The following is a 22,601-nucleotide window of genomic DNA, read 5'->3' as shown; positions in this document are numbered from 1 at the left end:
ACGCAAGTTGGCCCGCATAGTGATGAAATTTGGCGGCACGTCGATGGCCGGGACCGAGCGCATCCGCCGCGTGGCTAATATCGTCCGGCGTCAGGCAGCGGGCCAGAACGGCGAACGCAACCAGGTGGCCGTGGTCGTATCCGCGATGGCGGGCGAGACCGACCGGCTGGTTAATTTTTGCCGCGAGGCGAACCCGATGTTCGATCCGGCTGAATATGATGTTGTCGTATCGAGCGGCGAACAGGTCACCTCCGGCCTGCTCGCGCTGACCCTGCAGGCACTGGGCGAACAAGCGCGCAGCTGGCTTGGCTGGCAGGTTCCCGTCCGCACGATCGAGGCACATGCCAGCGCGCGCGTGGAAACAGTTGATGCCGCCGAAATGATTGCCAGTATGGAACGCGGCGAGATTGCGGTGATCCCCGGCTTTCAGGGTGTATCGGAAAAGGGCCGCATTTCCACCATGGGGCGCGGGGGTTCCGACACATCGGCGGTGGCGGTGGCAGCGGCCATCGGCGCGGATCGCTGCGACATTTATACCGATGTGGACGGCGTCTATACCACCGATCCGCGCATCGTGGCCAAAGCGCGCAAGCTGAAGGCGGTGACTTACGAGGAAATGCTCGAACTTGCCTCGGTCGGCGCGAAAGTGCTGCAAACCCGTTCGGTCGGGCTGGCGATGAAGGAGGGGGTGCGGGTGCAGGTCCTCTCCAGCTTTATCGATGAAGACAGCCCGCCCGCAGATGATCTGCCCGGTACAATGATCGTCTCTGAAGAGGAGATGGAACGCATTTTGGAGGACGGCGAAATGGAACGCCAACACGTAACGGGCATCGCCCATGACAAGAACGAAGCGAAAATCATCCTGACCCGCGTGCCCGACAGGCCAGGCGCCGTGGCGCATATTTTCGAACCGCTCGCCGCCGCCAGTATCAATGTGGATATGATCATCCAGAACGTGGGCCGCGACAAGGGCGAAACCGACGTGACCTTCACCATCCCGCAAATCGATCTGCCCCGCGCGCAGGCCTTGCTGGAAGAACACAAGGCGGCGATCGGTTTTGGCCGGATCATTACCGATGATCATATTGCCAAGATCAGTGTGGTGGGCGTGGGCATGAAAAGCCATGCGGGCGTCGCCAGCACGATGTTCCGCGCGCTGTCCGACCGGGCGATCAATATCCAGGCGATCTCGACTTCGGAAATCAAGGTCAGCGTGATGATCGACGAGGATGAGACCGAACTGGCGGTGCGCGTGCTGCATACGGCTTACGGCCTCGATGCGAAGGACGACGCGGCTTAGGTTTGGCAGCCGCCGCGCCCGGATTGTGGAGCAATGCATGGCATTTACCGCTAAAATCCTGCTGCTTGGTTCGGGCGAGTTAGGCCGCGAATTTGTAATTTCGGCCAAACGGCTGGGCGCGTATGTCGTGGCCTGCGATGCCTATGCGGGTGCGCCCGCGATGCAGGTAGCGGACGAGAGCGACGTTTTTTCCATGCTGGACGGCGACAAATTGCGCGCCGCGATAGGCAGGCATCGGCCAGACTATGTCGTGCCCGAAGTCGAGGCGATCCGCACCGAAGTGCTGGCCGAGGTCGAGGCGGCTGGTATCAATGTCGTGCCATCGGCGCGCGCCGCGCAATTGACCATGAACCGCGATGCGATCCGCGATGTCGCGGCGCAGGAACTGGGGCTGACGACCAGCCGTTACAAATATGCCGAAAGTCTGGACGAAGTGCTTGCGGGCGCCGGTTTCACAGGCCTGCCTTGCGTGATCAAGCCCGTCATGTCCTCCAGCGGCAAAGGGCAGAGCACCGTACGCAGCGCCGCAGAGCTTGAAACCGCGTGGGATTACGCCGTCCAGAATATGCGCGGCGACCGCGCGCGGGTGATCGTCGAGCAATTCATCGACTTCGATTATGAAATCACGCTGCTGACCATCCGGCATAAAGACGGGGTCAGTTTTTGCCCGCCCATCGGCCACCGGCAGGAACGCGGCGATTATCAGGAAAGCTGGCAGCCGGCCGCCATGTCGGACGCCGCGATTGCCGCCGCGCAAGATATGGCGCGCAAGGTGGTGGATGATCTGGCAGGCGGCGGCGCGGGCTACGGCCTGTTCGGCGTCGAGTTTTTCGTGAAGGGCGAGGAGGTGATATTCTCCGAACTCAGCCCGCGCCCGCATGATACCGGCATGGTCACGCTCTGCTCGCAGAATTTGACTGAATTCGATCTCCATGCCCGCGCGATCATGGGCCTGCCGATCCCGGCAAAGCTGCTCGCAAGACCGTCCGCCTCAGCGGTGATACTGGCAGACCGCGATAGCGAAACGCTGTCTTTTGAAGGGCTCGCTGATGCACTCGGCACCCAAGGCGGTACAGTTGATATCCGCATCTTCGGCAAGCCTACTTCGCGTCCCTACCGGCGGATGGGCGTCGCGCTGGCCGTAGCCGGCAGCACCGACGATGCCCGGCGAATTGCGGCAGAGGCCGCGGGCAAGGTGCGGATCTCGTATAGCTGAAAAAGCCCCCGAACGCACCGGGCGCCGGGGGCTCTTTCAACTGGATCTGCGGTAATGTCAGCCGGCGATCGATTCCGCGGATGCCATTCCGGGCGCCTTGGACTTGCCGCCGAGCTTGTCGCGCACGGCCTTTTCGATCCGGTCGCCAATCGATTTGTCCACCTTGTGCCAATAATCCAGCGCGCGGACGAGCACCTTTTCGCTCACGCCGTCGGTCAGATGCCCGGCCACGTTGGACACGAAACGATCGCGCTGCGCATCATCCATCACATCGCGGACCAGAATACCCGCCTGGCTCCAATCGTCATCATCTTCGCGCAGCGTATAGGCCTGACGTACCATGTCACCGTCGCAATGCCACAGGCCGGCTTCTTCGCCCGGCACAGGCTGCGCCGCGGGGCCGCCATAGGAATTGGGCGCATAGACGGGATCGGTTACGGCCATCGTCCGGCCGGCACCGTCTTTGGTGTAGCTATGGACCGGGCTTTGCGGCCGGTTGACGGGGATTTCCTTATAATTGACACCCAGCCGGGCACGGTGCGCATCGGCATAGGCAAATCCGCGCGCGAGCAGCATCTTGTCCGGGGACAGCCCGATGCCCGGCACGATGTTGTTGGGCTCGAAAGCCAGCTGTTCGATCTGGGTGTGGAAATCGACCGGATTGCGGTCAAGCACTAGCTTGCCAACCTCGATCAGCGGATAGTCCGCGTGCGGCCATGTTTTGGTGAGATCGAACGGATTGATGCGGTAAGTCCTGGCATCATCGTAGGGCATGATCTGCCATTTGAGGGTCCAGCTCGGGCCATTTCCCTTGGCGATGTTGTCAAACAGGTCGCGGCGGTGATAATCGCTGTCTTCACCCGCCATTTTCACGGCTTCGTCCTGCGTGAAATGCGCGTTTCCGCTCATTTTGCCGACATCGGTGTGGAAGTGGAATTTCACCCAGAATTTTTCGCCGTCCGCATTCGCCAGCATATAGGTATGGCTGGAATAGCCATTCATTTCGCGCCAGTTCTTCGGCACACCGCGATCACCCATCAGGTAAGTGACCTGATGCGCGCTTTCAGGTGAAAGCGTCCAGAAATCCCACATCATGTCATGGTCGCGCAGCCCGTTATCCGCACGGCGTTTTTGCGAACGGATGAAGTTCTGGAATTTGATCGGGTCGCGGACAAAGAAGATCGGCGTGTTGTTACCGACCATGTCGAAGTTGCCCTCCTCGGTATAGAATTTGACCGAAAAGCCGCGCGGATCGCGCCAAGTGTCGGGGCTGCCGCTTTCACCTGCAACCGTCGAAAACCGCATCGCTACGTCAGTTTTCGTACCGGGCTGGAAAACCTTGGCCTTGGTGTATTTGCTGACATCTTCGGTCACTTCGAAATGACCGAACCCACCTGATCCCTTGGCATGCGGTTGGCGTTCGGGGATCCGCTCGCGATTGAAATTGGCCATCTGCTCCAGCAGGTAATGATCATGCAGGACAATCGGGCCGTCGGGGCCGATCGTCAGCGAATGTTCGTCGCTTTGCACACGGATACCGCCATCGGTGGTGGTCGCCGGGACTGATTTTTTACTGGCCATGGGAAAATCCTTCGAAATTGGTCGCTTAGTCAAAACGGCCTCGCAGGGCGCTGGTTCCGCTATCAAGGCCATAAGCCCGCACGATTGCACGCCTGCGGCCCCGTTGAACCGGCTTCTGCTGCTCCTGCTCCTGCTCCGGACCGAAGCGGTCCGCGCCCGTCATGCCGGACCACACGTTGATGAAATGGTCGCAGGACAGCTGTGCATGGCCGTTTCCGGCATGGATTTGCGCGGGCGGATAAGCGGAACCGGACACCAGACCGGTGCGGACCATCTATCGCTAGAACATCCGGCCGCGAACCAGCCCGTCACGCAGAATAAGCTCATGATACAGTGCCGCGCCGATATGCAGCGCCAGAAAGGCCAGCAAGGCATATCCGGCATATTCGTGGGTATAGCCGGCGACAGACCGCCAGAATTCGTCTTGTCCAGCCAGATCGGGAACCGGGATCGTAAATGTGCCGAAAAAGCGCACTTCGGCGCCGATCCAGGCCCATAAGGCATAGCCGCTAAGCGGCATCAGCAGAAGCAGGACGTAGAGCGTGAAATGGGTTGCGCCGGCAGCTATCCGCTGCGCCGGGGGCAAGCGCGTGGCTCTGGCGGGCGGCGGATAAGCGAGCCGCCAGGTCAGCCGCAGCACCATTAGCGCCAGTATCAACAGGCCCAATTGGACATGACGGTCCAGCAATGCGCGGGCTTGCTCACGCTCCACCCAGTCAGAAGCAAACCCCAGGCCGATTTGTCCCGCCACCAACGCGGCAATTAACCAATGCAAAATTCGCGCAGTTTTAGTATAGCGTTGCCCCATGGCACAAACATTATCGATTTCGCGAAGATACGCAATCGCCGGATTGGCGGCGATTGCGACAGGCGCCTGCACGCTGCGGGCTTCGTCCAAACTTCAGGCGCGGACCGATCTTTACGCCTGCGACGGCTGCGACGAGGCGTTCAGGAACCTCCCGCCCGATCTTGGTCCGCGCTCCGTCATTGCCTCGCAAAATGAACCGGGCGAGCGGTCGGTGGCGGAAGGGACCGTGTACAAACCGGACGGTGTTACGCCGGCGGGGGGAGTGATCATCTACGCGCACCAGACGAATGACAGCGGGCTGTACAAGACCAACGATCCCGCCGCCTCGCCGCAGCAGCGCGAGCAAATGCTGCGCGGCTGGGCGAAAACCGGCGCGGATGGCCGGTACCGCTTTGAAACGATCAAGCCGGCGCCTTACCCCTCGATGACCATGCCCGCGCATATCCATCTCTATATCGCGGAGCCGGGACAGCGCAGTTATTATGTCGACGATATTGTATTTGCCGGCGAGTTCGGCGTCGATCCGTCGTATATCGCGAGGCAGGAACTGCGTGGCGGCAGCGGGATAGTGCGTTTGACAAGCGCTGCCGATGGCACTTTGCTGGCCCGCCGGAATATCGTGCTGGAACGCCACCCCTGACAAAAAACCTCCCCGAAGCCGAAGCTGCGAGGAGGTCCTTTGCGGCCCGTTTGAGCCGCTTGCTTTAACAGATTACTTCAGATCGAACCGGTCCGCGTTCATCACCTTGGTCCATGCCTTGATGAAGTGGTCCACGAACATCTGTTCGTTACCGCTTTCGGCATAGACTTCGGAAATTGCGCGCAGCTGCGAGTTGGAACCGAATACCAGATCGGTGCGGGTTGCGGTCCATTTCTGTGTCCCGGTTGCGCGGTCGCGGCCGACAAATTCCTCGTCGCCGCTGTCATCGACCTGTTTCCACGCCGTGCCCATGTCGAGCAGATTGACAAAGAAGTGGTTGTTCAGATGACCCGGAGTTTCGGTCAGAACACCATCCGTAGAGTTGCGGGCATTCGCCCCCAGCACTCTCAATCCGCCGACCAGCACGGTCATTTCGGGGATCGACAGGCCGAGCAGGCTTGCCCGGTCCACCAGCAGATCCTCGGTTTTCACGCTCATCTTGGTCTTCAGATAATTGCGGAAGCCGTCGGCCTTCGGCTCCAGCGGAGCGAAGCTGTCGGCATCGGTCTGCTCGTCGGTGGCATCGCCGCGTCCGCCGGTGAACGGAACGCTGACGGTAAAGCCCGCATCCTGCGCCGCTTTTTCGACCGCTGCCGTACCCGCCAGCACGATCGCATCGGCCATCGACATATTGCCGCGGTGCTCGTCAATCCTCGCGAGTACCCTGGACAATTCAGCCGGATCGTTGACCGCCCAGTCCTTTTGCGGGGCAAGCCGCACACGCGCGCCATTGGCGCCGCCGCGATTGTCCGACTGGCGGAAGGTGGAGGCCGAAGCCCATGCCGCCTTGACCAGCTCGGCGGTGGTCAGACCGCTGCCCAGAATGGCCGATTTGAACGCGGACACATCGCTGTCCGAAGGCGTGGTGCCGGCCGGAACGGGGTCTTGCCAGATCAGATCTTCGCTGGGCACTTCGGGGCCGAGATAGCGGACCTTGGGGCCCATATCGCGGTGGCACAATTTGAACCATGCACGCGCGAAGGCATCATCCAGCGCGGCCTGATCATTGCGGAACTTTTCGGAAATCTTGCGATATTCCGGGTCCATCTTCAGCGCCATATCGGCGGTGGTCATCATCGTGGGGACTTTTTTGGAAGGATCGCGGGCGTCGGGCGCCATATCCTCTTCCTTCTGATCTATCGGCTGCCACTGCTGTGCACCCGCGGGAGAGTGGACCAGTTCGTATTCGTAATCGAGCAGCAGGCGGAAATAATCGTCCGTCCACCGTGTCGGCGTGTTGGTCCACGCGCCTTCGATACCCGAAGTCGTGATGTGGCCCTTGTTGATCTCATCCTCGTCATTCAGCCAGCCGAAGCCCATCAGATGCATGGCTTCGGATTCCGGCGCACTGCCGAACGTGTCCGATGGTTTTGCACCGTGAGCCTTGCCGAAGGCGTGACCGCCAGCGGTGAGTGCGACGGTTTCCTCGTCATTCATCGCCATGCGTTCAAAGGTGATCCGCATATCGCGGGCGGACAGCAGCGGGTCGGGATTGCCGCCCGGACCTTCCGGATTGACGTAGATCAGGCCCATCTGGATCGCGGCCAGCGGATCTTCCAGATCCCATTCCTTGTCCGGCTGGATGCGCGTTTCGACGCCTTGATCGACCCACATTTCCTCTGTGCCCCAATAGACGTCGGTTTCGGGCGCAAACACGTCGGCGCGGCCGCCGCCAAAGCCGAAGACGGGGCCGCCCATGCTTTCGATCGCGACATTGCCGGTCAGGATGAACAGATCGGCCCAGCTGATATGTTTGCCGTATTTCTGCTTGATCGGCCAAAGCAGGCGGCGCGCCTTGTCCAGATTGCCGTTGTCGGGCCAGCTGTTGAGCGGGGCGAAGCGTTGCTGCCCGCTGGACGATCCGCCGCGGCCGTCAGCCGTGCGGTATGTGCCTGCCGCGTGCCATGCCATGCGGATAAAGAACGGCCCGTAATTGCCGTAATCGGCAGGCCACCAGGGCTGGCTGTCAGTCATCAATGCTGTCAGATCGTCCTTCAACGCCTGATAGTCGAGCTTTTTGAAAGCTTCTGCGTAATTGTAATCTTCGCCCATCGGATCGGGCGACTTGCCGTTTTGCGTCAGCACATCGAGCTGGAGCGCATCGGGCCACCAGTCAGCGTTGCCGCGGCCGGTCAGCTTGCGCTGCTCGCCGCTGGCTGCACTAAAGGGACAACCTGAAATTTGGGGGTCTGCTTCGGCCATTCGAATCTCTCCTGATTAGATGATTTGCATTACCTTACCATAGACAGGCCATGCCAGCGAACCGATTATTAACGTCAGTCTCATCGAATAAACCGATTTGTCGCGCGACTCGTCTGCGCGCTTCGATGCAGTGCCGTTCTTGCCGCGCAAAGCCGACCGCCCTATGGCGCGGCACGTCCTTTTTTCCGGAGCCGCAATGACCGCTTTCACCAAGACTTATCCCAAGGCTGGCCAGCTGATGCAGCGCGGCAGCGAATTTCTGGGAAGCGAATACGCCATCCTTTGCGGCGCGATGAGCTGGGTGAGCGAGCGCGGCCTGGTGTCGGCCATCAGCAATTCGGGCGGGTTCGGCGTGATTGCCTGCGGCGCGATGACGCCCGACTTGCTCGACACCGAAATCGCCGAGACAAAAAAGCTGACCGCCAAACCGTTCGGCGTAAATCTGATTACCATGCATCCGCAAATCTTCGACCTGATCGAAGTCTGCGCCAGGCACAGCGTTTCCCATGTGGTGCTGGCAGGCGGTATCCCGCCCAAGGGCAGTGTCGAGGCGATCAAGGCATTTGGCGCCAAAGTGATCGTGTTTGCGCCCACGCTGGCGCTGGCGAAGAAATTGCTGCGTTCGGGCGGCGATGCGCTGGTGATCGAAGGCATGGAGGCAGGCGGCCACATCGGGCCGGTATCGACCAGCGTGCTGGCGCAGGAATTCCTGCCGGAACTGGCGGAAGACCATCTCGTGTTCGTCGCTGGCGGGATCGGCCGCGGCGAAGCGATTGCGGGCTATCTGGAAATGGGCGCGGTCGGGGTGCAGCTGGGCACCCGCTTTGCCTGCGCGAAGGAAAGCATCGCGCATGACAATTTCAAGAAAGCGTTTTTTCGCGCCAATGCCCGCGACGCCATCGCATCGGTGCAGGTCGATCCGCGTTTGCCGGTTATTCCCGTGCGCGCGCTGAAGAACAAGGGCACCGAGGAGTTTACCGCCAAGCAGCGCGAAGTCGCGGCAATCCTCGACAGCGAAGGCATTCCCATGCTGGAGGCGCAATTGCAGATCGAACATTACTGGGCGGGCGCATTGCGCAAGGCAGTGATCGATGGCGATGTCGAAAACGGCAGCCTGATGGCCGGCCAAAGCGTCGGTATGGTCAAGGAAGAAGAACCCGTGGCGGATATTGTAAACAGCCTGATGGCCCAATGCGAGGCGGCGCTTACCCGCCGGTAATCCAGTGTCACGCCCGCTCGTCCTTACGCTCAGTTGCACCGACCGTCCCGGGATCACCGCGCGCGTCACGACCTTTCTGTTCGAGCGCGGGGGGAATGTGCTGGAGGCGCAGCAGTTCAACGATCAGGACGGGGCGGCGTTCTTTATGCGGGTCGAATTCGATCCCGGCGATGCCTCGCGCGAAACACTGCGCCGCGACTTCGGTCCTTTGGCGGAGGAGTTCGGGATGGACTGGAAACTGTCACTGCGCGACCGCCCGCGCCGCGTGTTGTTGCTGGTCAGCAAATTCGATCACTGCCTGGCCAGCCTGCTTTATCGCTGGCGGATCGGCGAGCTGCCGATGGAGCCGGCCGCGATAATCTCCAACCACCCGCGGTCCGCGATCAGCCATACCGATATAGGCGATATTGCGTTTCACCATCTGCCCGTAACGCCTGAAACCAAGGCCGCGCAGGAGGCGCAAATCCGTGCAATTGCCGCAGAAACGGATGCCGAACTGGTCGTGCTGGCGCGCTATATGCAGATATTGTCCGATCAGCAGACCGCGCATTTTGCGGGCCGCTGCATCAATATCCATCACAGTTTCCTGCCCGGCTTCAAAGGCGCGAAACCCTATCACCAGGCGCACGCGCGCGGCGTGAAAATGATCGGCGCCACCGCGCATTATGTCACCGCCGACCTTGATGAAGGGCCGATCATCCACCAGGATGTCGAGGCGATCAATCATGCCGACCGGCCAGAAGAACTGGTCCGCAAAGGTCGCGATATCGAAAGCCGTGTGCTGGCCGAAGCAGTCCGCCTGCATCTGGAAGAACGCGTACTTATGAACGGCCAGCGGACCGTGGTGTTCAGGGGGTAAGGGCGATGGATGCAGCGACCGTTCTGGGCCAGATGTTCGGCGGTTTTCCGCAGGCTCTGATCGCCGGCATGGGCGCGGCGTTGCTTGTGCTGACGGTCGGTTTGGCCCGCCGGACACTGCGGGTAACGCGCGGCCATGTGACGCTGGGCCGGATCGTGCGCTATGTGGAAAACCGCGATAGCGAAAGCGCGACAACCTACGCCCCGATATTCCGCTTCCGTCCCGGTGCAGCGAGAGAAATCGAAGTGCAATCGCAAACCCGCTTCGACCGCGAGCCCGATGGTATCGGCGATGTCGTGGAAGTGCGTTACGACGAGGAACACCCCGACCGCGCCGACATCACGGCTGCATCAAGGCAATGGCTGGCGGTGGCGGTGGTAATGCTGCTGGGATTTGGCAGTCTTTACACTGCATGGGTTATCGGCGCGGGATGAGCGGGTGCGGGCTTTGCTGCTTTGCAGCGATCCTGACTCAAGGGGCGAGGCCCGAAGGCCCCGCCCATGCCCTCAAGCAGCGTCTTTCTTCACCGTAATCACCTGCGCGTAGGTAAATTCCTTCAAACCTTCCACGCCGTATTCCGCGCCGAAGCCGGATTGTTTATGGCCGCCAAACGGCGCGAAGGGTGACAGGTGCATATATTCGTTGATCCACACCGTGCCGGTTTCCAGCTGCTCGGCAATTTCAACGCCCTTGTCCGTGTCGCCGGTCCAGACTGCGCCCGCGAGGCCATATTCGGAATTGTTGGCGCGGCTGATCACTTCGTCGGTGGTGGAGAATTTCATCAATGGCATTACCGGGCCGAATTGTTCTTCCGCCACAATCCGCGCGTCTTCGGGCGGGTTGTCCATGATCGTGATCGGCACGTAATAGCCGCTGCCTGAAGGATCGACTTCGCCGCCGACCAGAAACTTGTACCCGTTGGATTTGGCATCTTCGATCAATTCCACCACGCGGTCGAACTGTTTTTTGTTCTGGATCGGGCCGACGCCGGTGCCCTGTTCGCTGCCGTCACCGACCTTCACGTTTTTGGCGACTTCGGCGATGGCGGCGGACATTTCGTCATAGATATCCTCGTGGATATAAATGCGTTTTGCCGCGACGCAGATTTGCCCCGCGTTGGAGAAGCTGGACCAGAACAGTTGTTCGGCCACTTTGGAAACATCGGCATCGGGCAGCACGATCGAGGCATCATTGCCGCCCAGTTCCAGCGTGATGCGCTTCAGATCTTTCGACGCGCCTTCCATGATTTTCTTGCCGGTCGCGGTGGAGCCGGTGAAAGTAATCTTGTCGATATCCGCATGTTCGGTGATCAGCGGGCCAAGTGCATCCTCGCCGGTGATGATGTTGACCACGCCGGCAGGCACGACATCCTTGATCAGCTCGGCAATACGCAGCGTGGCGAGCGGGGTGAAGGGCGAGGGTTTGAGCACGATGGTGCAGCCCGACAAAATGGCGGGCGCGATCTTCTGCATTGCCATCATCACGGGGAAATTCCACGGCACGATGCCGCCCACCACACCCACCGGAACGCGGCGGGTGCGCGACAGGCGTGTGTCGCTGTCTTCATTGATCACATCGTCGAGCGAAAGCGTGGACTGCGCGGCCATCATGCCCGCGGCGCCATAAACTTCGCCCTTGGCCTGATCGTGCGGCTTGCCCTGTTCGCTGGTCAGCAGGCGGAACAGTTCGTCGGCGTTTTCCTTGATCGCGGCGGACATTTTCTGGATCACCGCACGGCGATCGTCGATTGGCGTCTTCGACCATGTCTTGAACGCCTTGCGCGCGGCGGCAACCGCGCGGTCAAGTTCTTCTGCCCCGCATGACGGGACCAGACCGATGACCTGTTCGGTCGCCGGGTTGAGCACTTCCATGGTGCCTGATGTCTGGACAAGCTCGCCGTCGATGAGGTTGTGATAGCTTTTGGTCATGGAAGTCTCCGATTATCGTTGATGCGCCGCCGGGGCGCGATTCGTCTCTGGATAAAACCTACCACGCGCAATGCGGCTAGGTAAGGGCGGTGCGCGCTATCTGGCGGCGATCTCCAATGCCTTGTCCTCGTTAGCGCGTTTGATCAGATATTGCCGGATCGCCTCTGCATCGGCAGCATCGACATTGCGTTTGAACGATACCATGCCGTTATGTTTCAGCGCCCCGTCGATCACGATTGCGCGGATGGCTTCTTCGCGGCCGATTGTGCCCGAATGGCGTAGATCGGGGTTCAGCCGACCGCCAATCGCAGCATCGCCATGGCAAGCGGAGCAGTTTTGCGCGTAGAGTTTACCGCCAAGCGCGACTTGCTCCGGCGTGCCTTTGAAGGCGGGCGGGTCCAGCACCAACTCGCTCAGCGGTGGGGGTGGCGGCAGTTCGCCATCCGCGCCCAATTTGAACACGAGCAGACGGCTGATGTTGGGTGCGCGGCCGGATTTGTCGGACAGCAGTCCTGAATTCAGATCCCACAATCCGCCCCATCCGGCGAGGATGGCAACATATTGCTCGCCGTCGATGCTATAACTCATCGGTGCGGCAATGATTCCGGTTTGCGCGGCGAACGACCACAGCTGTTTGCCGGTATCGGCAGAATAGGCACGGAATTCGCCGCCTGCGGTGCCCTGGAAAACCAGATTGCCAGCAGTGGAAAGTGTGCCGCCATTCGACGGGCCGGGATAGGCGACACGCCATGCTTCTTGCTGTGTCACAGGATCCCAGGCCAGCAGCGCGCCGGTGGTGGCATCCAGCGCCGCCTGCCGCGCGGCTTTGTCGGCGGGCATGGCAACGGTGGCGACGTCGATGCCCAGCTGCATACCCATTTCAGTGCCCTTGAACTCCTCGTCGGCGAGGTAAGGCATCAGCGTGTTGTTGATGGGGATATACATCAGCCCCGATTGGGGGCTGTAGCTCATCGGATGCCAGGTGTGGCCGCCATAAAGACCCGGCGTGCCCAGAAACACTTCGCCGGTTTGTTCGTAGCGCGCTTCGGGTAAGATATTCGGGCGGCCCGTTTCCGGGTCCAGCCCGCTGGCCCAGTTCACCGGTACAAACGCTTCGCCCGAAAGGAATTCGCCCGTCTTGGCATCAAGCACATAGAAAAATCCGTTTTTCGGCGCGTGCATCACAACGCGGCGCTGTTCGCCCTCGATTTCCAGATTGCCCACGGTGATTTGCGCGTTGGAATCGAAATCCCAGCGGTCTTCGGGGGTTTCCTGGAAATGCCACGCATATTTGCCGGTATCGGCATCCACCGCGACGATGGAGGAAGTGTAAAGCGCATCGCCAAGCCCGCGGTCATTGGTCTTGGGGTTCCACGGTTCGGCATTGCCCGTACCGAAATAAACCAGGTTGGTGCCCGGATCGAAAGTGATCGAATCCCATACGGTTCCGCCGCCGCCAAATTCCCACCAGTCGCCGGCCCATGTTTTGGCGGCTATCTCCATCGCGTCATTTTCGAAACCGTCTGCCGGATTGCCGGGCACGGTATGGAACCGCCACAATTCGTCGCCGGTTTGCGCGTCGAATGCAGCAATCGAACCGCGCGCACGATATTCCGCACCCGCGCTGCCGATCAGCACCTTGCCATTGGCGATACGCGGCGCGCCGGTAATCGCGTAACTTTCCTGATCGGGCACGATGGTTTTGGCCCAGACTTCCTTGCCGTCTGCCATGTCGATCGCAATCAGCCGGCCATCCAGCGCGGCGACGTACACCTTGTCACCATATAGCGCGACCCCGCGGTTCACCGCATCGCAGCATACGCGCGCCAGCGTTTCGCGCGGGACTTCAGGGTCATAAGACCATTTGAGCGCGCCGGTTCTGGCATCATAGGCTTTCACCATGCTCCATGCGGTGGAGATATACAGCGTGCCGTCATGCATCAGCGGGGTGGCTTCCTGACCGCGCGCCGTGTCGAGATCGGCCGACCATGCCAGCCCCAGTTCGCCGACATTATCCGCAGTGATTTGCGTGAGCGGGGTAAACCGCTGCTCGTCATAGCCGCCGCCATATGTCAGCCACTCATCGCCGTTACCCGCCGCAATCATCGCATCGGTGACGCCTTCGGTCGCCAGCGGCGATTGCGCGGGAGCGCCGGAGCCGCAAGCAGCAAGCGGCAGACATAGCGCAGCGATGATCAAAGCCAGACGGTTCATAGACAGCATCCTTCAATCCGGCCGGCTTTTGCGCGATCCGGTTTTAATCCCGAACCTATCCTGCACATTTGCGCGGCGCATGGCGAGTCCGTTGTTGATAAAGCGGGCATACCGACTGACTGGACGCGGGGCCCTGCGCTGCTATCCTGCCGCTCAAATCATTCAACAATCCGGAGTGCCCGATCATGTGCGAAGAAATGGACCTTGCCGAAATGAAGCGCCGTACCGATGGCTGGCGGGCGCTGAGCCGCCGCCAGTTCGGCGTGATCGGCGCGGCGGGTGCGGCCGCAACGCTGGCCGCCTGTGCGGGTGTGGACGGGAATATGGGAAACAATAGCGCGCGCGCCCTGACCGAAACGGCGGTTACCATCACCACGGCTGACGGCACGATGGATGCGGTGTTTATTGCGCCGGCATCGGGCAAGCATCCTGCCGTGATCTGCTGGCCCGATATCGCTTCGCTGCGCGATTCGTTCCTGATGATGGGCCGCCGGACCGCTGCCGATGGTTATGCCGTACTGGTCGTAAACCCCTATTACCGCGACAGCAAGGCGCCGCAATTCGCCGATTTCGCCACCTTTATGCAGGGCGGCTGGGACAAGGTCGGCCCATGGCGCAAAAAACTTACCACGCAGGCAATCATGAGCGACACGCGCGCGATCGTATCATGGCTCGATGCACAGCGCGCCGTCGATACGTCGCGCGGCATCGCAGCAGAAGGGTACTGTATGGGCGGACCTTTCACCGTGTGGAGCACCGCCGCAGTCGCGGGGCGTGTGAAGGCGGCTGCCAGCTTCCACGGCGGCGGTCTGGTCACCGACGAGGATATGAGCCCGCACAAGGTTCTGGGCGGCACATCGGCCAGCTATCTGATCGCCGTGGCGCAAAACGATGACGTCAAAGATCCGCAAAACAAGGTCCGGTTTGCGGAGGCCGCGGCGGCGGCAGGCCGCCCGGCAAAGGTCGATGTCTATGCCGGCGATCACGGCTGGACCGTGCTCGACAGCCCGTCCTACGCGCAAGCGGCAGCGGAAAAGGCCTATGCCGACAAGCTGGCGCTATACGCGGGGCTTTAGAAACACCGCAACGCACCCGCCCACACCCACTTGGCCGCCGGCGACAACTCACGTAGGATGCCGCAAAATAAACGGAGAAATTTATGGAATTCGGTGTCCTGCTGATGGTGATCGTTCTGGTTGTCGCCGTGCTGTTTTCGATGGTGCGCGTCGTCAAACAGGGCTTCGTCTATACGATCGAACGGCTGGGCAAATTCACGCTCGCCGCGCAGCCCGGCCTGCATTTTCTGGTCCCGTTCGTCGATCGTGTCGGTCACAAGGTGAACATGATGGAGCAGGTGCTCGATATCCCCGGACAGGAAATCATCACCGCCGATAATGCCATGGTCGGTGTGGACGCAGTCGTGTTCTTCCAGGTGCTGGATGCGGGCAAGGCGGCTTACGAGGTTTCCAGCCTGTATCAGGCGATCATGGCGCTCACGACCACCAATCTGCGGACCGTGATGGGCAGCATGGACCTCGATGAAACGCTGTCGAAGCGTGACGAGATCAACGCCCGGCTGCTGGTGGTGGTCGATCAGGCAACCTCGCCGTGGGGGATCAAGATCACCCGCGTCGAAATCAAGGATATCCGCCCGCCGGTCGATATTTCCGAAGCGATGGCGCGCCAGATGAAGGCGGAACGCCTGAAGCGTGCCGAAATTCTCGAGGCCGAAGGCGACCGTGCCTCCAACATCCTGCGCGCAGAAGGCGACAAGCAGTCCGCCATCCTGACCGCAGAGGGTAACAAGGAAGCAGCCTTCCGCGATGCAGAAGCCCGCGAACGTGCAGCCGAGGCAGAAGCGCGCGCCACGCAGGTCGTGTCGGATGCCATCGCCAGTTCCGGCAATCAGGCGATCAATTACTTCATCGCGCAGGAATACACCAAGGCAATTGCCGGTTTTGCAACATCGCCCAATGCCAAAACTATCCTGTTCCCGGTCGAAGCTACCCAGCTGATCGGAACGCTGGGCGGAATTGGCGAATTGGCCAAGGGCATGATGGAAAGTAATGGCGGCGGATCAGGTGGCGGATCAGGTGGCGGGGCACCGGCTGCGCCGCGCGCCAGTGTGCCGCGTTCGCCGCCGCGGAGCAGCTGATGGAAACGCTACAAAATCTGGACGCCCACTGGGTATGGATCGGCATTGGTCTGCTGCTGGCTGCGCTGGAGGTGGTGGTGCCGGGGGTCTATCTGATCTGGCTGGCGCTGGCGGCTTTGGCCGCGGGTCTGCTGACCTGGGCTTTCGGGCTGGGTCTGGCGCTTCAGGTAATCGTCTTTTCCGTCATTGCGGTGGCTACAGTCTATGCCGCCAAGCGGTTCCTGCAGGACAGGCCGATCCGCGAAGCCGATCCGATGATGAACAAACGGCTCAGCCGGATGGTTGGCGAAACCGCAGTGGTCGTGGTGCCAATCGAAGGCGGCAGCGGCAAGGTGCAGGTTGGCGACAGCCAATGGATCGCACGCGGCGCAGACCTCGCCATTGGCACCCGTGTCCGGATCACCGGCGCTGCCGGGTCCGATTTGCTCGTGGAACCGCTAACCTAAACCGCCATCATCCACCGGCGTGCTGACCCGCGCCACGCCAAACCGGCCGTGCTTGCGGTAACGGGTCATCCAGCGGTCCAGATACAGTTCCAGCGGGCGCGGGGTGATGCCCAGCTTGGCAATTCCGGGAAAATCGCCCGAAGGAACGCTGCCCTGTTGCAGCAAAGTCAGCTGGTCGCGGCTGATCGGCGCGCCGGGCAACCAACCCGTGGCACTGGCAAAACCTTCGGAAATGAAATCGGGCAATTCGATGAACGTGGTATTGCGGTTCTGTGCCGCAGCGATGGCGCGGTTGATGCGGGCCATTGTCATCACGGCAGGGCCGGCAATCTCGTAAATCTTGCCGCCGTGTTTCGCCGGATCGGCAAGCGCCGCAACCACTGCGGCGGCGGCATCATCGACATGCAGCGGCTGGAGCTTGGCATCGGGTGCAAACACGGGCAGCGCCGGAAAGGTGGAAATCAGCTTGGCGAACATGTTGATGAAATCATCATCCTCGCCAAACAGGACCGGCGGGCGCAGGATCGTCGCAGCGGGAAATGCGGCCAGAACCGCTTGTTCGCCAATCGCCTTGGCCCGGGCATAATCGACCTCCGAATTGGCATCCGCGCCAATGGCGCTGACTTGCACGAATGCCGCCGCACCCGCTTCCCTGGACGCTTTCGCAGCGTTGCCCGCACCGTCGCCCATGATTGCAACCAGATCGCCCTTGAATTCGCCGACCAGATTGACAACGCCATCCGCGCCGCCGACGGCCAAGGCGATACTGTCAGGTTTGGTAATGTCGCAGCGGACAAACTGGATCTGCCCCAGATTGGCCAATGGTTTCAGATGAAAGGCAGCCTTGGGATTGCGGCTGGCAATCCGCAGCCGGGCACCCTGTTCAAGCAAATCCTGCGCCACATGCGTGCCGAAAAAGCCGCTCCCGCCAAGCAGAACGACCAGTTTGCCGTCGAGTGGTTTTGTCTTCGCCATAATCCGTATGTTACCTGTAATTGAACGCTGCGCGGGTTAAATGTACGAATATGCAACGCCCATGCCCAATGCTGTGTTCCGCCGCAACCGCTTCGGGCTTGCAGCCATTTTCAAATGGCGACCACATCCTGTTCGATCGCGCCGAATATCGACCGCCCTTCCTTGTCGAGCATTTCGATCCGCACCTTGTCGCCCGCTGACATGAACGGCGTTTTGGCTTCCCCGCTTTCGATCGTCTCGATCATGCGGATTTCAGCGATACAGGAATATCCCAAGCCGCCTTTGCTGCATGGTTTGCCGGGATCGCCGGTCGGCCCCTTGTTCGAAACTGTTCCCGAGCCGATAATCGTTCCGGCGGTAAGCGGGCGGGTTTTGGCGGCGTGGGCGACCAGTTGTGCGAGGTTGAATGTCGCATCCTCTCCGGCATTCGCGCGGCCGAATGGCTCGCCATTGTAATCCACTTGCAATGGCAGGTGGATGACCGATCCCTGCCAGGCATCGCCCAACTCGTCGGGTGTGACCGCAACGGGCGAAAATGCGCTTGGCGGTTTTGACTGGAAAAAGCCGAAGCCCTTGGCCAGTTCGGCCGGGATCAGGCCGCGCAGCGAAACATCGTTTACCAGCATCACCAGTTTTATGTGATCGGCTGCCTCATCTGCCGAAACCCCCATCGGCACGTCACCCGTGATGACCGCGACTTCACCTTCCATATCGCAGCCCCACGCCGGATCGCCCAACGCGATGTCGCCGCGCGGCGGCAGAAACGCATCGGAACCACCCTGATACATCAGCGGGTCGGTGTAAAAACTCTGCGGCACTTCTGCACCGCGGGCCTGCCGGACAAGCTCGACATGGTTGATATAGGCGCTGCCGTCGGCCCATTGGTACGCGCGCGGCAGCGGCGAATGTGCTTCTCTTTCATGAAACCGTTCGCACGGCACCGCCTGATGTTCCACATCGCGGTACAGCGCCTCCAGATCGGGGGCATGCGTGTCCCAGTCATCCAGCGCAGCCTGCAGCGTGGGTGCGATATTATCCGCCAGACAGTACCGCGTCAGGTCTTTGGAAACGACCACCAGTTTTCCGTCGCGGGTACCATCGTTCAGCGTGGCTAGTTTCATGTTTCTTTCCTTTGCGAATTGTCGGGCTGGAGGTCGGGGTGGGCCGCCTTGAACTGCGGCAGCCGGGTGCAGGCGGCGTTGATCCGGCGGATATGCGGCATGGCGGCCAGATCGAAATCAAACCGGCTGGCGTTGTAGATTTGCGGGATCATGACAACTTCGAACAAGCCGGGTGCATCGAACAGGAAATCGCCCGCTTGCAGCTGTTTCAGCCGCGCCTCGACCGGGACAAGTGTTTTGGCCAGCCAATGGCGGTACCATGTGGCGACACTTTCCTGATCCTGTCCGAACTCGCGGCCCAGATATTGCAGCACGGGCAAATTCAGCGGCGCGTGTAATTCGGTAGCAATCGCGTAAGCCAGCTCGCGCGCGGTAAATCTCTGTTCGACATCGGCGGGTAACAGCGGATTGGCGGGATAAACCTCGTCCAGCCATTCGAGAATTGCCACGCTTTGCGCCCGGTCACGCCCGCCAGCCTCCAGCATCGGCACCGATGCAAACGGGTTGCGCGCACTGAAATCCTGCCCGCGTTGCTCCGATTCGAGCAGATTGACGGGTGACTGATCATATTCCAGCCCTTTGAGATTAAGCGCAATTCGCAAGCGATAGCTGGTCGAACTGCGATAATACCCAAACAGCTTCATATCGTTCTCCAGGCCGATGTTGCGTGCGCGGCCGGTTATCATGAATAGAAAGGCGCCCCGCAAATACAAGCGCGGTGTTTGCCGGCCGGCAACTGCGCGCCGCCACTTCGCGTGATGCCTATGCGTCGCGCCAAGTGCCGGGGGTCAGGTCGTCCAGCGACCAGTCGCCCACGCTCCAGCGGATCAACCGCAATGTCGGATACCCGGCTGCCGCCGTCATCCGCCGCACTTGCCGGTTTTTGCCTTCGCGGATGGTCAGCCGCAGCCAGCTGTCGGCTACGGTCTTGCGAAACCTTACCGGCGGATCGCGCGGCCACACATCGGGCGGCGTAATCGCATCGACTTCTGCCGGTGCGGTCATCCCGTCCTTCAGACGGATGCCCCGGCGTAATTTGTCCAGCGCGGCCCCGCCCGGTTCGCCTTCGACCTGCGCCCAATAGGTTTTGGGCATTTTGAATTTGGGGTCGGCGATACGTGCCTGCTGCTGCCCGTCATCGGTCAGCATCAGCAAACCCTCGCTATCCTTGTCGAGCCTGCCCGCCGGATAAACGCCCGGCAAATCGATATAGGCTGACAGCGTTGGCCGCGCGGTGGGTGATCGCCGGTCGGTGAACTGGGACAGCACTCCGAACGGTTTGTTAAACAGGATCAGGCGGGATTTCATGCTGCCCGCTTACCGAAATGCTTTGGCATATGCCATCATGCTGTTAGGCGCGCCGGCAATGTTGACAATCGATTCCCTTACCGTGCGGCTTGGCGGCCAGATTATCCTCGACAAGGCGACTGCCTCCGTCCCGGTTGGCGCACGTGTGGGGCTGATCGGCCGCAATGGCGCGGGTAAATCGACGCTGATGAAGGCGATGATCGGCGAGATCGAACCCGATGACGGCGCGATCTCCATGCCGAAACGGACGAAGCTGGGCTATATCGCGCAGGATGCCCCCGATGGCTCAGCCACGCCGGCAGACACCGTGCTGGCCGCGGACACAGAACGTGCGCGGCTGTTGAAGGAATCCGAAACCTGCACCGATCCGAACCGGCTGGGCGATCTGCATGAGCGGCTGATAGCGATCGATGCCTACAGTGCCCCCTCGCGCGCGGCCCGCATCCTGATGGGGCTGGGGTTCGACGAAGCGATGCAGGAACAGCCGCTGAGCGATTTTTCGGGCGGCTGGAAAATGCGCGTGGCGCTGGCCGCCCTGCTGTTTTCGCAGCCCGATGTGCTGCTGCTCGATGAACCGTCGAACCACCTCGACCTCGAGGCGACACTGTGGCTTGAAAATTTCCTCAAAAGCTATCCTGCGACCGTGGTGATCATCAGTCACGAACGCGATCTGCTTAACAATGTCGTCGACAATATTCTCCACCTGCAAGGCGGCAAGCTGACGCTGTATCCCGGCGGCTATGACGAGTTTGAAAAACAGCGCGCCGAACGCGCGGCGCAACTGGAAGCGGCCGCAGCATCGCAAGACGCGCAGCGTGCACGCCTGCAGGATTATGTCGCGCGCAATTCGGCCCGCGCATCAACCGCCAAACAGGCGCAGTCGCGCGCCAAGATGCTGGCGCGGATGCAGCCGATTGCCGCGATGATGGAAGACCCTTCACTCAGTTTCCATTTCCCCGATCCCAGCGAGCTCAAACCGCCACTGATCACGCTCGATCTGGCGGCTGTCGGCTATGCGGCGGACGCGCCGGTGCTGAAGCGGCTCAATCTGCGGATCGATCCTGACGACCGGATCGCGCTGCTGGGCCGCAACGGCAATGGCAAGACCACGCTTGCGCGGCTGCTGGCCGCCCAATTGCCGCCGATGGAAGGCGAAATGCATTCTTCGGGCAAAATGCGGGTGGGCTATTTCACGCAGTATCAGGTCGAGGAATTAGCGACCGGGGACACGCCGCTGGAACATATGACGCGTGCGATGAAGGGGCAGAGCCCCGGCGCGGTCAGGGGCCAGCTGGGGCGGTTCGGATTTTCGGGCAATCGCGCAACGCAGCAGGTCGCGAAACTGTCGGGCGGCGAACGGGCGCGGCTGGCGCTGGCGCTGATCACGCGCGATGCGCCGCATCTGCTGATCCTGGACGAGCCGACCAACCACCTCGATGTCGATGCGCGCGAGGCGCTGGTGCAGGCGCTCAACGATTATGACGGTGCGGTGATCCTGATCAGCCATGACCGGCATATGGTGGAACTGACCGCTGACCGGCTGGTGCTGGTCGATGAAGGTCTGGCCCGCGAATATGACGGCAGCATGGAAGATTATATCGATTTCGTGCTTGGCCGGAACCAGCCCAAAGCGGGCGGTGACAAGCCCAAAGGCAGCAAGAAAGATAAAAAGGCCGCGGCCAAGCAGCGCGCCGCCAAGCGCGAAATTCAGGCACGGATGAAAGCGGCGGAAAAAGACATCGCCAGCTTGCAGCAACAATGCTCCGGCCTGGACCGGGCGATGTTCGAACCGGCCAGCGCCGCGCCCGAATTCGCAAACCTTTCGATGGGCGAATTGGCCGAACGGCGCGGCAAACTGGGTACACAGCTCGATACGCTCGAGGCCGAATGGCTCGAACTGGGCGAGCAGATCGAAACCGCCGCATAAGCCGCGGCCCGCGGCTGCCGCTCGGGCGGCCGGTCAGCGCTCGCCGAATTGTCTGGCAGCCACAACGCTCCGCTGGATCACCGTCAGGCCGCACAGCGCGGCGTAGCTATAGGCCAGCACGGCAAAGTGACCGGGCCAGATGCACATGGCGGCAAACACCGCGATGGTTTCGGCTCCTTCGGCCAGCCCTGTCGAATAAAAGAAGCTCTTGCGGCCATGTGCGTTGGTCGTCTCGCCGCGTTTGGCAGCTATCGCGGCAAAGGCAAGGAAGCTGGTGCCGGTGAGCACGAAACTCGCGACCAGCACCAGCGCGGGCAGCGCATCAGCCGGATGGGCAATGCCGAAGGCGAGCGGGACCGAGACATAAAATGCAAAATCCGCGACAATGTCGAAATATCCGCCCAGATCGGTCGGGCCGTTTACGCGCGCCACCGCGCCGTCCAGCCCGTCGATAATCCGGTTGGCCAAGATTAGCCCGAGGCCAAGCCCGAACTGCTCGTAAACAAGAGCAACAGCGCCCAGCAGCCCGATTACGAGGCCGACAAATGTTACGGTGTTCGCGCCAATCCCGGCCTTTGCCAGGCCGCGCCCTACCGCATTCAGCGGCGGATCGATCAACGGGCGGAGTTTGGCATCGAACAT

General features: G+C 61.0%; 21 protein-coding genes. 10 read left to right on the top strand and 11 right to left on the bottom strand.

Features of this window, described 5'->3' with window-relative positions; translation table 11 throughout:
• Positions 1–7: 7 nt before the first annotated feature.
• Together WFP06_RS11940 and purT are read left to right on the top strand one after the other, a co-directional pair.
• A complete protein-coding gene (locus WFP06_RS11940; protein ID WP_419716227.1) occupies positions 8–1,300 on the top strand; it encodes an aspartate kinase in 1,293 nt (430 codons plus the stop codon).
• 37 nt (positions 1,301–1,337) lie between these two features.
• Positions 1,338–2,516 carry a formate-dependent phosphoribosylglycinamide formyltransferase gene (gene purT / locus WFP06_RS11935; protein WP_336987385.1) on the top strand — a complete coding sequence of 393 codons (1,179 nt, stop codon included), beginning with the start codon at positions 1,338–1,340 and terminating at the stop codon, positions 2,514–2,516.
• Between the two features lie 57 nt (positions 2,517–2,573).
• Here purT and WFP06_RS11930 read toward each other — a convergent pair whose 3' ends face one another.
• Genes WFP06_RS11930 through WFP06_RS11920 form a run of 3 tightly spaced genes read right to left on the bottom strand, consistent with a single transcriptional unit; the run spans position 2,574 to position 4,905 of the window.
• Positions 2,574–4,097, bottom strand: coding sequence for a catalase (locus WFP06_RS11930; protein WP_336987384.1), 1,524 nt, complete (start codon positions 4,095–4,097; stop codon positions 2,574–2,576).
• A 25-nt stretch (positions 4,098–4,122) separates the two neighbouring features.
• A complete protein-coding gene (locus WFP06_RS11925; protein WP_336987383.1) occupies positions 4,123–4,371 on the bottom strand; it encodes a hypothetical protein in 249 nt (82 codons plus the stop codon).
• A gap of 6 nt (positions 4,372–4,377) precedes the next feature.
• A complete protein-coding gene (locus WFP06_RS11920; RefSeq protein WP_336987382.1) occupies positions 4,378–4,905 on the bottom strand; it encodes a cytochrome b in 528 nt (175 codons plus the stop codon).
• Here WFP06_RS11920 and WFP06_RS11915 point away from each other — a divergent pair.
• Positions 4,904–5,545, top strand: a complete 642-nt coding sequence (locus WFP06_RS11915) for a dioxygenase family protein (protein WP_336987381.1) — start codon at positions 4,904–4,906, stop codon at positions 5,543–5,545. The two genes, WFP06_RS11920 and WFP06_RS11915, sit on opposite strands and share 2 nt — an antisense overlap.
• Before the next feature lie 72 nt (positions 5,546–5,617).
• On the opposite strand, the gene katG is transcribed toward WFP06_RS11915, so the two are convergent.
• On the bottom strand, positions 5,618–7,807 hold the full coding sequence (gene katG / locus WFP06_RS11910; RefSeq protein ID WP_336987380.1) for a catalase/peroxidase HPI: 2,190 nt from the start codon (positions 7,805–7,807) through the stop codon (positions 5,618–5,620).
• A 196-nt stretch (positions 7,808–8,003) separates the two neighbouring features.
• Between katG and WFP06_RS11905 the strand changes: the two genes are divergently transcribed.
• The 3 genes from WFP06_RS11905 to WFP06_RS11895 are packed head-to-tail and all read left to right on the top strand — an operon-like array spanning position 8,004 to position 10,319.
• On the top strand, positions 8,004–9,026 hold the full coding sequence (locus tag WFP06_RS11905) for an NAD(P)H-dependent flavin oxidoreductase (RefSeq protein WP_336987379.1): 1,023 nt from the start codon (positions 8,004–8,006) through the stop codon (positions 9,024–9,026).
• Between the two features lie 4 nt (positions 9,027–9,030).
• On the top strand, positions 9,031–9,885 hold the full coding sequence (gene purU / locus WFP06_RS11900; RefSeq protein ID WP_336987378.1) for a formyltetrahydrofolate deformylase: 855 nt from the start codon (positions 9,031–9,033) through the stop codon (positions 9,883–9,885).
• 5 nt (positions 9,886–9,890) lie between these two features.
• Positions 9,891–10,319, top strand: a complete 429-nt coding sequence (locus WFP06_RS11895; RefSeq protein WP_336987377.1) for a DUF3592 domain-containing protein — start codon at positions 9,891–9,893, stop codon at positions 10,317–10,319.
• A gap of 72 nt (positions 10,320–10,391) precedes the next feature.
• On the opposite strand, the gene WFP06_RS11890 is transcribed toward WFP06_RS11895, so the two are convergent.
• Both WFP06_RS11890 and WFP06_RS11885 read right to left on the bottom strand, forming a co-directional pair.
• Positions 10,392–11,813 carry an aldehyde dehydrogenase family protein gene (locus tag WFP06_RS11890; protein ID WP_336987376.1) on the bottom strand — a complete coding sequence of 474 codons (1,422 nt, stop codon included), beginning with the start codon at positions 11,811–11,813 and terminating at the stop codon, positions 10,392–10,394.
• Between the two features lie 96 nt (positions 11,814–11,909).
• Entirely contained in the window at positions 11,910–14,027 is a 2,118-nt protein-coding gene (locus WFP06_RS11885; RefSeq protein ID WP_336987375.1) for a PQQ-dependent dehydrogenase, methanol/ethanol family, read from the bottom strand.
• 197 nt (positions 14,028–14,224) lie between these two features.
• Here WFP06_RS11885 and WFP06_RS11880 point away from each other — a divergent pair, with 197 nt between their 5' ends.
• The 3 genes from WFP06_RS11880 (at position 14,225) to WFP06_RS11870 (ending at position 16,628) form a co-directional block, all read left to right on the top strand.
• Entirely contained in the window at positions 14,225–15,103 is an 879-nt protein-coding gene (locus WFP06_RS11880; protein ID WP_336987374.1) for a dienelactone hydrolase family protein, read from the top strand.
• 83 nt (positions 15,104–15,186) lie between these two features.
• Positions 15,187–16,182, top strand: a complete 996-nt coding sequence (locus tag WFP06_RS11875) for an SPFH domain-containing protein (RefSeq protein WP_336987373.1) — start codon at positions 15,187–15,189, stop codon at positions 16,180–16,182.
• Positions 16,182–16,628: an NfeD family protein gene (locus WFP06_RS11870; protein ID WP_336987372.1), complete on the top strand. Its 447-nt coding sequence runs from the start codon at positions 16,182–16,184 to the stop codon at positions 16,626–16,628. Before WFP06_RS11875 ends, WFP06_RS11870 begins: the two co-directional genes overlap by 1 nt.
• Here the strand turns inward: WFP06_RS11870 and WFP06_RS11865 are convergent.
• The 4 genes from WFP06_RS11865 to WFP06_RS11850 form a co-directional block, all read right to left on the bottom strand.
• Positions 16,620–17,603 (bottom strand): complex I NDUFA9 subunit family protein, encoded by a 984-nt coding sequence (locus WFP06_RS11865; RefSeq protein ID WP_336987371.1) that lies wholly within the window; start codon positions 17,601–17,603, stop codon positions 16,620–16,622. The genes WFP06_RS11870 and WFP06_RS11865 overlap by 9 nt on opposite strands.
• Positions 17,604–17,713: 110 nt before the next feature.
• A complete protein-coding gene (locus WFP06_RS11860) occupies positions 17,714–18,724 on the bottom strand; it encodes a fumarylacetoacetate hydrolase family protein (RefSeq protein ID WP_336987370.1) in 1,011 nt (336 codons plus the stop codon).
• Entirely contained in the window at positions 18,721–19,368 is a 648-nt protein-coding gene (maiA, locus tag WFP06_RS11855) for a maleylacetoacetate isomerase (protein WP_336987690.1), read from the bottom strand. The genes WFP06_RS11860 and maiA overlap by 4 nt, the downstream gene beginning before the upstream one ends.
• Positions 19,369–19,486: 118 nt before the next feature.
• Positions 19,487–20,032: a pseudouridine synthase gene (locus tag WFP06_RS11850; protein ID WP_336987369.1), complete on the bottom strand. Its 546-nt coding sequence runs from the start codon at positions 20,030–20,032 to the stop codon at positions 19,487–19,489.
• Between the two features lie 58 nt (positions 20,033–20,090).
• Here WFP06_RS11850 and WFP06_RS11845 point away from each other — a divergent pair, with 58 nt between their 5' ends.
• On the top strand, positions 20,091–21,959 hold the full coding sequence (locus WFP06_RS11845; protein WP_336987368.1) for an ABC-F family ATP-binding cassette domain-containing protein: 1,869 nt from the start codon (positions 20,091–20,093) through the stop codon (positions 21,957–21,959).
• Between the two features lie 33 nt (positions 21,960–21,992).
• Here WFP06_RS11845 and WFP06_RS11840 read toward each other — a convergent pair whose 3' ends face one another.
• Complete coding sequence (locus WFP06_RS11840) at positions 21,993–22,601, bottom strand: CDP-alcohol phosphatidyltransferase family protein (protein ID WP_336987367.1); 609 nt, start codon at positions 22,599–22,601, stop codon at positions 21,993–21,995.

The organism is Altererythrobacter aquiaggeris, assembly GCF_037154015.1.
GTDB classification, from domain to species: Bacteria; Pseudomonadota; Alphaproteobacteria; order Sphingomonadales; family Sphingomonadaceae; genus Aestuarierythrobacter; species Aestuarierythrobacter aquiaggeris.
This window is presented reverse-complemented; position numbering and strand designations above follow the sequence as displayed.

Coding starts and splice junctions, on each gene's coding strand:
- purT (WP_336987385.1), top strand. CDS start 1,338: ATGGCATTTACCGCTAAAATCCTGCTGCTTGGTTCGGGCGAGTTAGGC.
- WFP06_RS11930 (WP_336987384.1), bottom strand. CDS start 4,097: ATGGCCAGTAAAAAATCAGTCCCGGCGACCACCACCGATGGCGGTATC.
- WFP06_RS11925 (WP_336987383.1), bottom strand. CDS start 4,371: ATGGTCCGCACCGGTCTGGTGTCCGGTTCCGCTTATCCGCCCGCGCAA.
- WFP06_RS11915 (WP_336987381.1), top strand. CDS start 4,904: ATGGCACAAACATTATCGATTTCGCGAAGATACGCAATCGCCGGATTG.
- WFP06_RS11920 (WP_336987382.1), bottom strand. CDS start 4,905: ATGGGGCAACGCTATACTAAAACTGCGCGAATTTTGCATTGGTTAATT.
- katG (WP_336987380.1), bottom strand. CDS start 7,807: ATGGCCGAAGCAGACCCCCAAATTTCAGGTTGTCCCTTTAGTGCAGCC.
- WFP06_RS11905 (WP_336987379.1), top strand. CDS start 8,004: ATGACCGCTTTCACCAAGACTTATCCCAAGGCTGGCCAGCTGATGCAG.
- WFP06_RS11895 (WP_336987377.1), top strand. CDS start 9,891: ATGGATGCAGCGACCGTTCTGGGCCAGATGTTCGGCGGTTTTCCGCAG.
- WFP06_RS11890 (WP_336987376.1), bottom strand. CDS start 11,813: ATGACCAAAAGCTATCACAACCTCATCGACGGCGAGCTTGTCCAGACA.
- WFP06_RS11885 (WP_336987375.1), bottom strand. CDS start 14,027: ATGAACCGTCTGGCTTTGATCATCGCTGCGCTATGTCTGCCGCTTGCT.
- WFP06_RS11880 (WP_336987374.1), top strand. CDS start 14,225: ATGGACCTTGCCGAAATGAAGCGCCGTACCGATGGCTGGCGGGCGCTG.
- WFP06_RS11875 (WP_336987373.1), top strand. CDS start 15,187: ATGGAATTCGGTGTCCTGCTGATGGTGATCGTTCTGGTTGTCGCCGTG.
- WFP06_RS11870 (WP_336987372.1), top strand. CDS start 16,182: ATGGAAACGCTACAAAATCTGGACGCCCACTGGGTATGGATCGGCATT.
- WFP06_RS11865 (WP_336987371.1), bottom strand. CDS start 17,603: ATGGCGAAGACAAAACCACTCGACGGCAAACTGGTCGTTCTGCTTGGC.
- WFP06_RS11860 (WP_336987370.1), bottom strand. CDS start 18,724: ATGAAACTAGCCACGCTGAACGATGGTACCCGCGACGGAAAACTGGTG.
- maiA (WP_336987690.1), bottom strand. CDS start 19,368: ATGAAGCTGTTTGGGTATTATCGCAGTTCGACCAGCTATCGCTTGCGA.
- WFP06_RS11850 (WP_336987369.1), bottom strand. CDS start 20,032: ATGAAATCCCGCCTGATCCTGTTTAACAAACCGTTCGGAGTGCTGTCC.
- WFP06_RS11845 (WP_336987368.1), top strand. CDS start 20,091: ATGTTGACAATCGATTCCCTTACCGTGCGGCTTGGCGGCCAGATTATC.
- WFP06_RS11840 (WP_336987367.1), bottom strand. CDS start 22,601: ATGTTCGATGCCAAACTCCGCCCGTTGATCGATCCGCCGCTGAATGCG.